Source organism: Shewanella alkalitolerans, assembly GCF_019457575.1.
Lineage (GTDB): Bacteria > Pseudomonadota > Gammaproteobacteria > Enterobacterales > Shewanellaceae > Shewanella > Shewanella loihica.
Map to the genome: position 1 here is coordinate 113,913 of NZ_CP080422.1, position 14,637 is coordinate 128,549.

Consider the following 14,637-nt stretch of genomic DNA (forward strand, 5'->3'; position numbering starts at 1 on the left):
GGGTTAAGCGCGAAGATCAATGTAGGGCCGGAATGAAGTAGAGGCTGTTGGCGTACACCTTCTGCGAGCCAAGCCAGATATTTCGAAACAAGAGGTTATCGGCCAAGGCGACCAGGGCGCCCTTGCCGTGTCGCTCCACCACAATGGCTGGAGTCTGACTCAGGCTGCGCTGATATTCCTCGGCCAAGAAACCATCCAGCAGGGGCTCGTCGGCATAGCTGGCGGCCGTGATGAAGGGGGTCTGGCTCTTACTCAGACCAAACACTTTGTTCTTCAGCACGGGCAGGCGATTAGTGCCCAGGCCGAAGGTGATCGGGTGGCTGGTGTCGAGATCTAGCGCCAATACGGCGCCGCCGATCGCCTGACGGGCATCCAGCTTAGCCTTATCGCCAAAAGCAAGGCCGTCGGTGGCAAACAGTTGGCTGAAGTAGCGTTTCTCTCTGATGTCGCTCTTGAGCAGGTTGCCCTTGGAGAGCCACTGCAGCGCACCTTTCTGCGCGACGATCACCCCGCCTTCGATGGCGAACTGTCCAAGCTTACGGGCATATTTCTCATCCAGATTGGCATAGTTGCCATCCATGAGGAACAGATGGGTGTAGGGTGTCAGCTCTATACTCGGCAGGCGGCTGACATCGACCTGAGTCAGGGGCGCGCCGATAAGATTGTCCATGAAATACCAGAGTTCACCCACCTCGGCCGATGAGGTGCCGTAGCCGGTGACAACCAAGGCCTTGATGGGGGCGATGTCATGAAAATCCGGGCTGCCAAGATCTATGCCTGAGCTGGCGAGTCCGCTATCGACTCCCTGTAGCTGCACCCGATACTGCTCGGCGAGCGATGTTAGCCTGTCGATCAGCTCTCTCGGCGTCATGGCGGCCTGGGCAACCGGGATCTGTAGGGTGCCGGCCTCCATGTTCAGGGGCTGGCCATCGACATTAAGGCTGAAGGGCTTGGCGGCAAATTTGACCCTAATGCCCTCGCTAAGCAGGGTCTGCAGCATGGGCGCGGCGTTCTGCTGTCGCCAATCGATCAACACCGCGACGTTATTGCTGCTCAGGGTGTCGGGCACTCTGGCTTGCGGCCCGGTGAGCAGGTCGTCGACATTCAGGTTAACGTTACGGGCCATCTGCAGGTTATAGGAGAAGGCGAGGTTCCAGCTGGAGACATCGTAGAAGGTGGCGTCTTCAAATTCGGTGCGCATATCGAACATCGCCAGCAGCAGAGTCTTCTGCGGCTGATTGATGGGGACAAACAGGCTGTCGTCCTGGCTGTATTGGTGTCTGCCCTGTTGCATCTTGTCCTTGAGATAGAAGAAGGCTATTCCATGACGGCTCAGTAGCTGGGCGAGATCGTCACGCCTGCCTGGATCCTCCGGTGCGCCGAGCAGGAAGCCAGCTTCGCGGCCCGAAGGTGGATGTTTGTCCTTGCGCTGGTAGAAGCGGTTCTGATACTGCTTTAGATCATCTGCCAGTGCCAGGGCCCCCTTGAGGCTGGAGAAGGAGGTGGCGATCTGGTTGTCTATGGCCTGACTAAAACGCAGCAGACCGTTTTCTGAATCCTGCTGCTGGCCGCGCACGCTGGCCTGTTCGAACAGTATGCCCACGGCGCCGTTGATGTCTGGATAGGTCGAGCCCTTGCCATAGTAGAAGTCATCAAACATCTGCTTGGTGAAGTAGCGTTGCTTGCTCTCATCCAGCGCCTTGGCGTGGAAACTGGCGAGCTTTGAGGTTATCGCCTGATTCTCTTTGGGGGTCAGCGGATGGGTACGTGTCGGTACGCCCGGCTGGAAGAAGAAGGTCTGGTTGTGGCCCATCTCGTGGAAGTCGCCCAGGTAGTGCGGCTGCCACTTATGGAACAGGGCGATGCGTCCCTGGGACTCTGGATGGCGCAGGAACAGCCAGTCGCGATTCAGGTCGGCAAAATAGTGGTTACGCCTGCCGGCCGGCCAGTTTTGTCTGTGCTCGTTGTGATTCTCATCGCTCACCTTCACCTTGCCTGTGTAGTTGTTGGTCCAGGTGGAGAAACGATCCAGGCCGTCGGGGTTTTGCGATGGAGTGATCAGCACCACGGCCTTGTCCAGCAGCTCCTGCACCCAGGGCTCCTGGCTCTGGCTGAGGCGGTAGCTAACCTCAAGCGCCGCATGGGCGCCGCTGGCCTCGTCGCCATGAATCGAATAGGCCAGCCAGATGATCAGCGGCCCGTCGGGCGCCTTACCCGCTTTCACTTGCTGACGTCCCTGGATGATCTCTGTCAGCCTGGCCTGATTGGCGGCTGAGGTGATCACCGCCGTAAGCTGCTGTCTGGCCTCGTGGCTCTGTCCCGTCGATTCCAGGCTGACTCTGGGGCTGTTTTGGGCCAACTGCTTGAGGTAGTAGTTGATCTGATCGTGGCGCAGATGCCACTGGCCGAGGGGATAACCGAGAAACTCGCTGGGCGACGCTAGGCTGCTGGTACTCTGGGTAGCGGACGCGACTGAGATCACGCTTTGGGCATTTGTCGCAAAGCTTACGAGCAGGGGGACGATAGAAAGCAGCAAAAGGCAGAGTCGCAGCATGGTAATGCTCTTTATTATTGTATATAAAGGCTAAATTAACAGTTAGGCCAATGAGTTTCCAGCATCAGGCCTGACTTTAGACCATACTGCCAAGGCAAAAATCTCGCGACTATTAGACAAAGGGGCTACAAAGCTGATGATAGTCGGAGTATTATAGGCTTAATTCTTACTAAATCACTCGGGTTTATCCTGACGGAGCATGTCTTAATGATCACCATTTCCGATGCAGCTCAGGCGCATTTTGTTAAGCTACTCGCTGACCAGCCTGAAGGAACTCATATTCGCGTTTTTGTTATCAGCCCAGGTACCCCTTCGGCTGAGTGTGGCGTGTCTTACTGTCCGCCGGATGCCGTAGAGGCAGACGACATCGAACTCGAATTTAATGGTTTCCATGCCATGGTGGATGAGAAGAGTGCTCCTTTCCTCGAAGAGGCTTCGATCGATTTCGTCACCGACCAGCTGGGTTCACAACTGACCCTGAAGGCACCCAACGCCAAGATGCGTAAGGTCGATGCCGACGCGCCGCTGAAAGAACGTATCGAGTATGTGATCCAGTCTGAGATCAACCCGCAGCTGGCTAGCCATGGCGGTAACATCATGTTGGTGGATATCGACGAAGCCGGTATTGCTATCCTGCAATTCGGTGGTGGCTGTAACGGTTGCTCCATGGTCGACGTGACCCTGAAAGATGGTATCGAGAAGCAGCTACTGGATATGTTCCCTGGCGAGCTCACCGGGGTACGGGATGTCACCGAACATCAACACGGTGAACACTCTTACCAATAATCTTGATGATTAGATACAGCGGGATGACTTAGGTCATCCCGTTTTCGTTGGGGTCAACATCTTGCTGAGACGATAGCGGTAATCCAGCGCCAGGCTGAGGCTGCGGGTCAGCATAAACAGGCTCATTGCGGCCCACAGGGCATGGTTGCCATAGCCCTGCAACAGTAACCATGTGGGGAAGAAGACCCCGAAGGTGGCGAGTATCATGGTGTTACGCATCGCCTTGCCTTGGGCGGCGCCGATATAGACGCCGTCGAACAGGTAGGAGCCGAAGGCGAGTAGCGGCAGGGCGACCACCCAGCCCAAGTAGGCCTGAGCCTCCTGGCGCACCTCAGAGATGTTGGTCAGCAGCTTGATGATCTGCTCGCCCCACAGGGCAAAAAACAGGGTAAACAGCAGGGCAAAGATGGCCGACCAGAGCCCGGCCAGGGTGACGCTCTGGGTCATGCGCTCATGGCTCTTTTCGCCCACGGCCCGCCCCACCTCGGCCTCACCATAATAGGCGATGCCATCCAAGGCGTAGGAGATGAGCAGCAGAAGGTTGAGCAGCACGGCGTTGGCGGCCACCGTATTGTCGCCCAGGTTTGCTCCCTGAAAGGTCATGAAGGCGAAGGCGAGTTGCAGGCAGAGGCTACGGATAAAGATATCCAGATTGAGGCGCACCAGGCGCTGGTAGCTATTGAGCGACAGGCTGCGGAGTAGGGGGAGAAGCTCGAAACCTCCCTCTCGCTTGATGGTGCGCACAACCATGCTGGCGGCCACGGCAAAGCCCGTCATGTCGGCCAGTACAGAGGCCAAAGCGGCTCCTTCGACGCCCCAGCCAAGTCCGATTACGAATAGCAGGTCCAACAGTATGTTAGTGAGGTTGGCGGCGATGAGCTGCCACATGGCGGCCTTAGGCTGCTGGCGGCCCAGCAGCCAACCCAGTAGTGCCAGGTTGACCAGGGCAAAGGGGGTCGACCAGATGCGGATGTTAAAATAGGCCTGGCTGTAATACTGCACCTGCTCACTGGCGTCGGAGAGCGCCATCGCCGCGGTGATTATGGGTTGCTGCAGGAGTAGCACCAGCAGGGAGAGCAGCAGCGCCAGGCTGGCCGACTGCATCAGGAGGCGGTATTGGGTGTGAATCTCCTTGGCGCCGAAGGCCTGCGCCACCAAGCCCGTCGTCGACATGCGCAGGAAGCCCAGAATCCATAAAATCAGGGTGATCACCGTTGACCCGACGGCGACTCCCCCTAAATAATAGGCGTTACTCAGATGTCCCACGACGGCAGTATCGACCAGCCCCAGCAGGGGAACCGTAATGTTAGACAGAATCATAGGCACGGCGAGCGCGAACAACTGGCTGTTTTTCTGTTTATTTAACAATAAGTTTAGTGGCGACATAGACTCTCAGAGGTTACTCAATATGTTTAGAAGCGTGATTGCAGCGCTATTGGCCTGTCTCAGTTATTCGGCTCATGCTGTGGTGATTCTACAATATCATCATGTATCCGAGGATACCCCTAAGGTGACCAGTGTGACACCTGCTCAGTTCAGAGAGCAGATGAGCTACCTGAGGGAGAATGGCTTCAAGGTCAAGCCCTTGACCCAAGTGGTCGAGGCGATAAAGCAGGGACGAGAGCTGGCGGACAAGACGGTGGCAATCACCTTCGACGATGGCTATCAGAACATTGCCGATACCGCTCATCCTATCTTGAAGGAGTTCGGCTATCCCTACACCATCTTTATCTCCATCGACCCTATAGAGCGCAAGCATAAGAATGTGATGAGTTGGGCGACCCTGAAACGCCTGAGTGATGAGGGGGTAACCCTGGCCAACCATAGCTGGGGTCATGAGCATCTTATTCGCCGTCTACACGGTGAGGATGAGCAGGTTTGGCTGAGTCGGATTACAGATAATCTGCTCGCCACCGAGGCCGAGATAGAGGCGAAAACCGGCCAGAGTGTGAAGATGTTAGCCTACCCCTATGGCGAATATAACACGGCCATAGAGGCGCTGGTCCAGAAGCTGGGCTTCGTGGGCTTCGGCCAGCAGTCTGGCGCCGCCGGCAGTTACTCTTCGCTTACCGCCTTGCCGCGCTTCCCTGTGGCGGGTGCCTATGCGGATCTCACCTCGCTCAAGGCCAAGCTCTATAGCCTGAATATGCCTGTGCTGGCGATCACTCCGCGCAATACGCAGCTCGAGCAGGGACAGTGGCGGCCCGAGATGCAGGTGACCTTAGATATGACAGATATCATCGCCAGCCAAGTGATGTGCTTCGTCCAGGGGCAAGGCGCCATGAAGCCGAGCTGGGAGAGTGAAGATACCTTCAGTATACAGGCGGTGACAGACCTGCCGCCGGGGCGTTCACGCTATAACTGCACGGCCCCAAGCAAGGCGAGCGGACGCTATTATTGGTTTTCCCAGGCCTGGGTGCGGCCGAAAAACGACGGCACCTGGGTGAAGGAGTAGCCCAGGTAGATGAGTCGACCTAGGTTATTGACTAGAGTCGCTAAATGAGTCGCAAGCCCTAGGAGATCTCCGCCGTCTTGTTGCTGTTGAGTAGCTGCATCAGCCGGGCGGGGATCTTATCCAGATGCAGTATCTCCCTGTGGGCATTGAGCTCGGCGGCCGCCCCCGGCATGCCCCACACCACTGAGCTGGCCTCATCCTGTATTATGGTGTGACTGCCGGCAGCCTTGAGGCGTTCCAGCCCCAGGGCTCCATCTTTTCCCATTCCTGTCAGCAGTATGCCTATGGTGTTGGCCCCAAAGCAGTCGGCGATACTGTTGAATAGCACATCCACCGCAGGTTTATGACGATTGACAGGATCTGAGTCCAGTAGCTTGGTATAGAGCCTGGCGCCGTGTTTCTCCACCGTGAGATGAGCATCCCCAGGGGCCAGATAGGCGGTGCCTGATGCTATGAGCTCGCCGCCCTTGGCCTCGATCACCTTCATCGCCGAATGGCTGTCCAATCGCTTGGCGAAGGAGAGGCTAAAGGCGGCAGGAATATGTTGGGTGATCACTATGGGCGGCGTATTTGCCGGCAGCGGGGTGATCACCCTCTGGATCGCCTCGGTCCCACCGGTCGAGGCACCGATGGCGATCAACTTGTCTCCGGTAAGGGAAAACTTATTGTTGGAAGCGACCTGAACAACCGGCCGGGTGAGCGGCTTAACATGGCTGACGGCGGCGGTGCGCACCTTGTCGATCAGCTCATCGGTATAATCCAGCAATGTATTGGTGAGATCCGACTTGGGCTTAGAGATGAAGTCCACCGCACCTAGAGCCAACGCCTCCAGGGTGATCTCGGCACCTTTGTGGGTCAGGGTAGAGACCATGACGACCGGCATGGGCCTGAGCTTCATCAGGTTGCGCAGGAAGGCGATGCCGTCCATCTTGGGCATCTCGATATCCAGCGTTAGCACATCTGGGTTGAACTGCTTGATCAGGCTTCTGGCCTCATAGGGGTCTTCGGCGGTGGCGACCACCTTGATATCCGGCGCTTGTGAGAGCATATGGGTAAGCAGCTGCCTGACCAGAGGTGAGTCATCTATGATCAATACTTTTATCATATGGCGCCATCCTTTTGCGTCATCTGGCTCATGCACCGACACCGAGTCGTTGCCGCACCAGGGCGGCGTGTTGAGGTTGATAGATGGTTTGGCCGATCAATTTGAAATCGCTCGAGATATTATGCAGCGTCTCCGAATGACCGATAAACAGGTGACCATCGTCGGCGAGCAGTCGTCGAAACTGGCGGATGATCTTCACCTTGGTCTGGGCATCGAAGTAGATGAGCACGTTGCGACAGAAGATGAGATCGAAGGGGCCATGCATGGGCCATTCGCCTAGTAGATTCAATTGCTTGAAGTGGATCAGCCGCTTGAGCGAGTCGCACAGCATGACCTCGCCGGGATGGGGCCCGGGTTCCACATATTGGTTCAGCAGCGCCTTTGGCAGGTTGGCCATCGCCTCCTGGCTGTAGATGCCGGCCCTGGCCTTGTCCAGCACATTAGTGTCGAGATCTGTAGCGAGGATCTTGAGATCCCAGCTGGCGGGCGGAAAGTGTTTCGCCAGGATCATGGCGATGCTGTAGGCCTCTTCGCCGGTGGAGCAGGCCGACGACCAGACGCGCAGGCGACGGTTGCGTCTCTGTTGCCATTGAGGCACTAGGTGCCGCTCCAGGTAGTCGAAGTGGTGGGCCTCGCGAAAGAAGGAGGTGAGGTTAGTGGTCAGGGCGTTGATGAAGTTGATCAACTCGCTGCCGTCGTCCTCTAGTCTCTGGCAATACTGATGGAAGTTGTTCAACTTGAGCGCACGCAGGCGTCTGCTGAGGCGCGAGTAGACCATGTGCTGCTTCCTGTCTGGCAACACTATGCCCGACTCGCGATAGGCAAGCTGTCGAATAAATTCGAAGTCTTGCTGCGCCATCGGAAATTCCTTTTCGTTGCTCTGTTCCAATTGCATCCCCTAGCCTGATATTGGCTGCTGGCTATCGAATCGACTCTATGGGGCGCCTTCCTCTGGCGCCCACAGTTCCTAAAACTCGTTCCACTCCTCGTTGCTGATGTTCAGGGGACCGTGGCTATCGCCGGCCACCAGGGAGAGCGGTGCCGAGGTCATGCCCGAATGCACCGGAGTCTGAGACTGGAAGAAGCCGAGCTGAGACTTCATGTTGCGTGCCTGTTCGGCCATGGCATCGCCGGCGGCCGATACCTGTTCGACCAGGGCGGCGTTTTGCTGGGTCATCTCATCCATCTGGGAGATCGCTTTGTTGACCTCCTGAATACCCGCCGACTGCTGATCCGAGGCGATGCTGATCTGGCTGATCATATCGGCGACCTTAGTCACCGCCTGTACTATGTCTTCCAGCGTCTCGCCAGATTGGTTCACCAGCTGGGTGCCGTCGGTCACCTTGGTCACGCTGTCGCGGATCAGCTCCTTGATCTCCTTGGCGGCGCCGGCGCTGCGTTGGGCCAGGTTACGCACCTCGCCGGCCACCACGGCAAAGCCGCGTCCCTGCTCGCCCGCTCTGGCCGCCTCGACGGCGGCGTTGAGGGCCAGCAGATTGGTCTGGAAGGCGATCTCATCGATCACCCCTATGATGTCGGCGATGCGCTTGCTCGATTCGTTGATTGCCTCCATGGCGGTTACGGCCTGCTCCACCACCTTGCCGCCGTGGGCGGCCTTAGTGTTGGCCTCCTGGGCCAGCTGGTTGGCGACCGTGGCGTTTTGTGCGCTCTGGGTGACGGTCGCCGTCATCTCTTCCATGCTCGAGGCTGTTTCTTCGAGGGAGGCGGCCTGCTCCTCGGTACGCTGACTCAGGTCGGCGTTGCCCTGGGCTATCTCTTCGGCGCCAGAGGTCACTGTATTGGCCGACTGGTTGATGCCATCGAGGACCTCGGTCAGCTTGGCAGCGGTGGCATTGGCATCGGCCTGTAGCTTACCGAACTGGCCTTGATACTCGCCCTGGATCTGACGATTGAGATCCCCCTTGGCCAGGCCGTCGAACATGTTCACCACATCGCCTATCACCTGGTCGGCGATGCCGACCAGACGGTTGAGGCCGTTGGAGAGGTTGAGGAAGAAGCCCTCCTTATCTTGGGTGCCGACTCTCAGGGAGAGATCCCCCTTGCTGGCGGCGCCTATGATGGAATCTATCTCATGTTCTATCGCCACCTCGGCGGTTCTGTCGGCCCACTCCACAACCGTGCCTATGCTTTCACCGTTAGGATCGCGGATGGGATTGGCGACCACCTGGAAGGTGCGTCCGCCAACCTTGAGCTGGCTGGTGTAGGTGGTGGTCAGCGTCTTGAGCAGGTTGCGCTGATGGCTGGGATTCTTGTGGAAGTTGTCTATGTTGACGCCCATGAGGTTGCTGGCGTCGAAGTTAGGCAGATCCTTGGCAATATCATTCTGCGCCTGCTTGAACATCTGGCTGACGGCCTTGTTCATGTAGATGATGTTCAGATCGGCGTCGGCCACCATGGTATTGGAGGAGACATTGTCCAGCGCCTGCTTGATGCGCGCATTCTCGGCGGCCAGTTGACGCTCCTTCGCCTCCTTGGCTAGCTTCTCGGTCACATCCTGCCACTCGACCACTGTCCCCGTGCGCACGCCATTCTCAAATACCGGGGTGGCGATCAGGGTGAAGTCGAGTCCCGCGACCTGGATGCTGGTGTCGTAGCTGCCGGTGAGCCTGTCGAGCATCTTACGTTGATGGGCCGGGTTCTGGTGGAAGAGATCGATATTGCTGCCGAGCAGGCTATCGGTATTGAATTTGGTCAGCGTCTGTTGCAGCGTCTGCTCATTGTCCTTAAGCATCTGGGTGACAGAGTCGTTGAGGTAGATGATGTTGTAGTCGGCATCCGCCACCATGACGTTGGCGCGGCAGACATCCAGCGCCTGCTTGATGCGGCTGTTCTCCTGGGCCAGCTTGTTCTCTGCATCGGCCTTGGCCAGGGCCTCGGTCTTATCCTGCCATTCGACCACAGTCGCGATGCGTTGATGTTCGTCGTCAAATACGGGAGAGGCGATCAAGGAAAAGATGCGACTACCCACCTTAATCTGCGCCGAGTGAGGGCGCTGCAGCTTAGCGATGATGTTTTGTTGATGGCTGGGTTGCTGGTGGAAGGTATCCATGTTGGTGCCGATAAGCGTGTCGACACTGAAGCTGGCTATCGCCTGCTGTATGTCGGACTCGGCCTTTTCCAGGGTCTGGCGCAGCGATTGGTTGAGGAAGTTAATATTGCCTTGGGGGTCGGCCAGCATCACGTTGGCCTGGCAGATCTCCAGTGCCCTGAGCTGTGCCTGATTGCCCTGGTTGGCATGCCATTGCTGGGTCAGGCTCTGGCTGATCTCAGGCCAATGGGGATAGTCGAAGGCGGAAAAGCTTGGCGGGTTCTTGCCGTCGAGTGCCTGGCGGATCTCCTCGAAGGCTTGCCGAAGACTGTGTTGCATCTGCCCCTGTTGTTGAATGCCCAGGGCGATGACGGCGATGGCAACCACCTGAGCTATGCCGACCCAGAGCGAGGGCTGCTGGGTAAAGGCCAATAGGGCTGCGACGCCAGCGATCAGCAGTCCAATGATCGGCAGATTGTTTGCGTTGCCAGTCTTGCTGTTCATTGCATCCATTCTCTGTTCCTCTCTTGCTGGGTTAGGCGCTGACAGCCTGTGTTGAAGCAGCGTCGATATTATTGATGATGTTTGACAGTTGGGCGGCCTCGGGCAGCACCTCACTGCTAAGTAGGGTGTCTATGTCCAGCAGGATCACCATCTTATCTGCCAGATTGGCGAGTCCCTTGATGAAGGTGAGATCTGTCTCTTCGCCGAAGTCGGGGGCGTCGCGCAGATCTCTGTGGTGGACACTGAAGACATCTGAGACGGCATCGACCACTATGCCGATCACCTTGTGTTCGTCACCGACACAGACTTTGATGACGATCACCACCGTCGTCGGGCCGTAGTCCAGGCTGGCGATACCGAATCGTTGCCGCAGATCTATGATGGGGACTATGGTGCCACGCAGATTGATGACCCCTTTGACATGGCTGGGGGAGTTGGGAATGACTGTCGTTGGCTCCCAGCCGCGGATCTCCTGCACCGAGAGTATGTCGACGCCATACTCCTCATCGGCCATGATGAAAGTAAGATACTGGTCGCTGGCATCGTCTTTGGCGGTGAGTGTGATGCCTGCTTCATCTGCCTGTGTCATGGATGAATCTCCCTTCTCATTTGGTTTCCTAGGCGGCGTGCTCTTGGGTACTGTTGATGCCCGCGAGGCTGACTAATCCGGCAATGTCTATGATCAAGGCAACGGTACCGTCGCCGAGTATGGTGGCGCCCGAAATACCGGCCACCTTGCTGTAGTTGTCTTCCAGGCTCTTGATCACCACCTGCTGCTGGGAAAGTAGCTCGTCGACCAGGAGTCCCACCTTGTCGTTGTTGGCATCGACCACCATCACCAAGCCATCTTTAATCTGTTTGGCATCTGCCTCGTGATGGAAGGCCTCATAGACCTTGAGCACTGGCAGGTATTCGTCCCGTAGACGGATCACCTCATGTTCTTCACTCAGGCGATTGATATGGGCGGCGGGCACCTCGAGCGACTCGTGAATCGCCACCAGGGGCACCACATAGGTGTGCGTGCCGATGCGTACCAACTGACCGTCGAGAATCGCCAGGGTGAGTGGCAGGCGTATGGTAAAGCGACTGCCCTTGTCCTGGGTGGATTTCAGCTCTATGGTGCCGTTGAGTTCGTGAATGTTTCTCAGCACCACATCCATGCCAACGCCGCGGCCGGAGAGGTCTGAGACCGTCTCTGCGGTAGAGAAGCCGGGTTTGAAGATCAGCTGGTGAATAGCCTCTTCGCTCAGCTCTTCGTCGCTGCCGACCAGTCCCTTGGCGCGTGCCTTATCGAGAATCTTCTGGGTGTTGAGACCGGCACCGTCATCGATGATCTCTATGATGATGTTGCCGCCCTGATGGAAGGCATTGAGGGTAAGGGTACCGGTTTCGGGTTTGCCCTTCTGACGGCGCACCTCAGGGGTCTCCAGGCCATGGTCGAGGGAGTTTCGCACCAGGTGCACCATAGGATCGACTATCTTCTCCATCACAGTCTTATCCAGCTCGGTATCCTCCCCCTTGAGGACCAGCTCTACTTGTTTGCCCAGTTGCTGGCCTATGTCCCGTACCAGGCGGGGGAAGCGGTTGAAGGCGAAGCTGATGGGTAGCATGCGGATCTGCATGACACTCTCCTGCAGATCCCGGGTGTGGCTGGCGAGCTGCTCCAGCCCCTGCTTCATGGTGATGAAGGACTCGGGTGTCATCTCTTCCTGCTGACCGATCTGCCCCAGCATGGCCTGGGTGATCACCAGCTCGCCCACCATGTTGATCAGCAGATCTATCTTCTCTATGCTGACGCGGATGGAGCCGGCGTCCTGGGTCTTGCTGCTGACTACGCTGGGCCTGGCCTGACTTGCAGGCTTTTCGGGTTGGATGCTAGCCGGGGTCGTTGTTTGAGCAATGGCTTGAGCATTGGCCTGGGGACTGGCCTGAATATTGTCTTCTGCCGCCGCCTCTATCTCTTTCTCAGTCGTTATCTCACTGGCCTCGGTCGCCTTGGGCTGAGCCTGATAGTCAATGTCGCACTCATCTTCGACCCATTCGAAGGCTTCCTTGAGACGCGAAAGGGGTTGGTCTGTGGTGAGGGTGAGCGACCAGGCGAGGTAGCAGGCCTCGGGGTCATACTGGGTGAAGTCGGGGATCTCCTGCGGCTGCAGCTCGACACTGAGTTCGCCACACTGACCCAGCTCATTGAACATCAGCAGGGGGTCATTTCCGTACTTGAGGATGTCCGTGCCCGCCTTGAAGCCGATCTGCCAGGTCGTCTGTTCTGGCGTCTCGGGTTCGCGCGAAGCCGCATCTTCTTGTGACTCGCCCTGGGATAGCTCGGCGGCAAACTTCTGCTCCAGATCGGCGAGCATGGGATGGTCGAAGGTTTGCTGATGCATCACGGCGTCGAGCATGTTGCGCAGCAGGTCGACCGACAGCAGGAGTATGTCCTGATGATGGCTGGTCATCTCGCGGCGGCCGTCGCGGATCTCATCCAGCAGCGTCTCTAGCAGGTGGGTGTAGTTGGCGACCTGGTTAAAACCGAAGGTGCCGCTGCCCCCCTTGATGGAGTGGGCGGCGCGAAAGATGGTGTTGATCGCCTCGGGATCCGGCGCGGCGATATCTAGCTTCAGCAGCTCGGACTCCATGCTTTCCAAGCCCTCAAGGCTTTCTTCAAAGAAGACTTGGCTGAATTGACTCAGATCGATTTCCATATCCCACCATCCAGACTCAGATTAACGTAACACCTTGTTGACCGTGGCAAGCAGCTGGTCGGGGTTAAAGGGTTTGACTATCCAGCCGGTGGCACCGGCCGAGCGTCCCTCCTGCTTCTTTTCGCTGCCCGATTCTGTGGTCAGCATAAGCAGAGGGGTGAACTTATAGTTGGGCAGGCTGCGTAGGTTGCGGATCAAGGTGATGCCGTCCATCACTGGCATGTTGACGTCTGAGATCACCAGGTCATAGTCCTGGCTCTTCGCCTGGGTCAGCGCCTCGTCACCGTTGCAGGCTTCGGTCACATCGAATCCCGCCGTCTTGAGGGTAAAGCCCACCATCTGACGCATGGAGGCTGAATCATCTACTGCGAGTATCTTCTTCATTCCTGAATTCTCTCCTGAGCAAGCGCAAAGATCTGTGTCGCGTCGAGCCCCAACTCGGCCAGGGTATGTTCGACCTCCTCTGCGGGCGGCGTCCATTCGATGGCATGGTGGTGCGTCTGGCAATAGTGATGCAAAAAGTAGAGCAGCTGCGCACCTGAGGTATCGACCCGGGTCAACTGGCTGGCGTCGATACACAAGGTGTCGGACGCTGTGAGTTGTTCGGCAATATCGTGGTGGACCTGCTGGATGTTACGAATCGTCAGCTCGGACGCTAAGCGAATCGGACTCTGGGTCATCGGGGGGCTCCTCTACAATCCCTGTCAATAAGACTCCACTAGGATCAAAAGATAGACGGTAAATAAGAGGCTTGCCTGAAAAATAACAGTTTTTTAACTAAATGGGCTCCCAGGAGGGGAGCCCATTAGCGGTGATGAGAGTAATTTTGACGAGTGAGTCTCGCTATTCACCATAGTGAGTCGCAAGGGCGATCACATCATGAATGAGGTTCTTGTTGCGGATCTGCGGCAGCTGTCGCGGATCCAGGCTGGTTGGTTTAACCGTGGCCACCCGGGTGCCGTCGGGAGAGATGAGCACCATGGAGGCGCTGTGATCCACCTGATAGTTTTCGCCTTCGCCCACCATTGTATAGACGAAGCCCAGCTCACGGGTCAGCGGCAGTAACTGGCTGTGGGGCGCCGTGACCGCAACGAAGTTGGGATTGAAGAAGTTGATGTAATCCTTGAGTTTTGCCTGGGTATCCCGCGCAGGATCGACCGACAGAAACACCACCTGCAGATCCACCACGCCTTCCAGTTGTTGATAGGCCGCCGCCAGCTTGCCCAGGGTGGTAGGGCAGACATCCGGGCAGGAGGTGTAGCCAACGAAGAACAGGCTCCACTTGTCTTTTAGCCGGGCGTTGGTGAAGGCCTCGCCGTTCTGATCTGTCAGCTCGAAGGGGGATAGCGGTCGCTGCTGGGGATAGCGATAGCTGGTGAGCAGCTCGGGCGGCGTGGCTTGACCAGTGAAGTTAACCGCCGCGATCGCCCCCAGGCCACTGAAGATGAGTAAGGTTAGGACTATCCATAGCGGTTTCATCGC

General features: G+C 57.2%; 12 protein-coding genes. 2 read left to right on the top strand and 10 right to left on the bottom strand.

The genetic code is table 11. The features are described from left to right. Positions 1 to 16: 16 nt before the first annotated feature. Positions 17 to 2,554 (bottom strand): M14 family zinc carboxypeptidase, encoded by a 2,538-nt coding sequence (locus tag K0J45_RS00525; protein WP_220043862.1) that lies wholly within the window; start codon positions 2,552 to 2,554, stop codon positions 17 to 19. Positions 2,555 to 2,761: 207 nt separating this feature from the next. Between K0J45_RS00525 and nfuA the strand changes: the two genes are divergently transcribed. Beyond that, positions 2,762 to 3,340 carry a Fe-S biogenesis protein NfuA gene (nfuA, locus tag K0J45_RS00530; protein ID WP_144202418.1) on the top strand — a complete coding sequence of 193 codons (579 nt, stop codon included), beginning with the start codon at positions 2,762 to 2,764 and terminating at the stop codon, positions 3,338 to 3,340. 33 nt (positions 3,341 to 3,373) lie between these two features. On the opposite strand, the gene K0J45_RS00535 is transcribed toward nfuA, so the two are convergent. Continuing rightward, positions 3,374 to 4,726: an MATE family efflux transporter gene (locus K0J45_RS00535; RefSeq protein WP_220043863.1), complete on the bottom strand. Its 1,353-nt coding sequence runs from the start codon at positions 4,724 to 4,726 to the stop codon at positions 3,374 to 3,376. A gap of 22 nt (positions 4,727 to 4,748) precedes the next feature. Here K0J45_RS00535 and K0J45_RS00540 point away from each other — a divergent pair, with 22 nt between their 5' ends. Next, positions 4,749 to 5,795, top strand: coding sequence for a polysaccharide deacetylase family protein (locus tag K0J45_RS00540; protein ID WP_220043864.1), 1,047 nt, complete (start codon positions 4,749 to 4,751; stop codon positions 5,793 to 5,795). Between the two features lie 58 nt (positions 5,796 to 5,853). On the opposite strand, the gene K0J45_RS00545 is transcribed toward K0J45_RS00540, so the two are convergent. From K0J45_RS00545 to K0J45_RS00580, 8 genes are all read right to left on the bottom strand, one after another. Then, complete coding sequence (locus K0J45_RS00545) at positions 5,854 to 6,900, bottom strand: protein-glutamate methylesterase/protein-glutamine glutaminase (RefSeq protein ID WP_220043865.1); 1,047 nt, start codon at positions 6,898 to 6,900, stop codon at positions 5,854 to 5,856. A gap of 28 nt (positions 6,901 to 6,928) precedes the next feature. Next, positions 6,929 to 7,759 carry a CheR family methyltransferase gene (locus K0J45_RS00550; RefSeq protein ID WP_220043866.1) on the bottom strand — a complete coding sequence of 277 codons (831 nt, stop codon included), beginning with the start codon at positions 7,757 to 7,759 and terminating at the stop codon, positions 6,929 to 6,931. A gap of 108 nt (positions 7,760 to 7,867) precedes the next feature. Then, a complete protein-coding gene (locus K0J45_RS00555; RefSeq protein WP_220043867.1) occupies positions 7,868 to 10,462 on the bottom strand; it encodes a methyl-accepting chemotaxis protein in 2,595 nt (864 codons plus the stop codon). A gap of 22 nt (positions 10,463 to 10,484) precedes the next feature. Beyond that, positions 10,485 to 11,042, bottom strand: coding sequence for a chemotaxis protein CheW (locus K0J45_RS00560; protein ID WP_011863921.1), 558 nt, complete (start codon positions 11,040 to 11,042; stop codon positions 10,485 to 10,487). A gap of 28 nt (positions 11,043 to 11,070) precedes the next feature. Continuing rightward, positions 11,071 to 13,155 (bottom strand): chemotaxis protein CheA, encoded by a 2,085-nt coding sequence (locus tag K0J45_RS00565; protein WP_220043868.1) that lies wholly within the window; start codon positions 13,153 to 13,155, stop codon positions 11,071 to 11,073. Positions 13,156 to 13,176: 21 nt separating this feature from the next. After that, positions 13,177 to 13,539: a response regulator gene (locus K0J45_RS00570; RefSeq protein WP_011863923.1), complete on the bottom strand. Its 363-nt coding sequence runs from the start codon at positions 13,537 to 13,539 to the stop codon at positions 13,177 to 13,179. Beyond that, entirely contained in the window at positions 13,536 to 13,835 is a 300-nt protein-coding gene (locus tag K0J45_RS00575; protein ID WP_011863924.1) for an STAS domain-containing protein, read from the bottom strand. The genes K0J45_RS00570 and K0J45_RS00575 overlap by 4 nt, the downstream gene beginning before the upstream one ends. 163 nt (positions 13,836 to 13,998) lie before the next feature. Then, positions 13,999 to 14,634 (bottom strand): SCO family protein, encoded by a 636-nt coding sequence (locus K0J45_RS00580; RefSeq protein WP_220043869.1) that lies wholly within the window; start codon positions 14,632 to 14,634, stop codon positions 13,999 to 14,001. Between the last annotated feature and the right edge of the window lie 3 nt (positions 14,635 to 14,637).

What these genes read in the sequence shown, in the direction of transcription:
- K0J45_RS00525 (WP_220043862.1), bottom strand. Translation starts at nt 2,554, where the DNA reads ATGCTGCGACTCTGCCTTTTGCTGCTTTCTATCGTCCCCCTGCTCGTA.
- K0J45_RS00560 (WP_011863921.1), bottom strand. Translation starts at nt 11,042, where the DNA reads ATGACACAGGCAGATGAAGCAGGCATCACACTCACCGCCAAAGACGAT.
- nfuA (WP_144202418.1), top strand. Translation starts at nt 2,762, where the DNA reads ATGATCACCATTTCCGATGCAGCTCAGGCGCATTTTGTTAAGCTACTC.
- K0J45_RS00540 (WP_220043864.1), top strand. Translation starts at nt 4,749, where the DNA reads ATGTTTAGAAGCGTGATTGCAGCGCTATTGGCCTGTCTCAGTTATTCG.
- K0J45_RS00565 (WP_220043868.1), bottom strand. Translation starts at nt 13,155, where the DNA reads ATGGAAATCGATCTGAGTCAATTCAGCCAAGTCTTCTTTGAAGAAAGC.
- K0J45_RS00555 (WP_220043867.1), bottom strand. Translation starts at nt 10,462, where the DNA reads ATGGATGCAATGAACAGCAAGACTGGCAACGCAAACAATCTGCCGATC.
- K0J45_RS00550 (WP_220043866.1), bottom strand. Translation starts at nt 7,759, where the DNA reads ATGGCGCAGCAAGACTTCGAATTTATTCGACAGCTTGCCTATCGCGAG.
- K0J45_RS00570 (WP_011863923.1), bottom strand. Translation starts at nt 13,539, where the DNA reads ATGAAGAAGATACTCGCAGTAGATGATTCAGCCTCCATGCGTCAGATG.
- K0J45_RS00575 (WP_011863924.1), bottom strand. Translation starts at nt 13,835, where the DNA reads ATGACCCAGAGTCCGATTCGCTTAGCGTCCGAGCTGACGATTCGTAAC.
- K0J45_RS00545 (WP_220043865.1), bottom strand. Translation starts at nt 6,900, where the DNA reads ATGATAAAAGTATTGATCATAGATGACTCACCTCTGGTCAGGCAGCTG.
- K0J45_RS00580 (WP_220043869.1), bottom strand. Translation starts at nt 14,634, where the DNA reads ATGAAACCGCTATGGATAGTCCTAACCTTACTCATCTTCAGTGGCCTG.
- K0J45_RS00535 (WP_220043863.1), bottom strand. Translation starts at nt 4,726, where the DNA reads ATGTCGCCACTAAACTTATTGTTAAATAAACAGAAAAACAGCCAGTTG.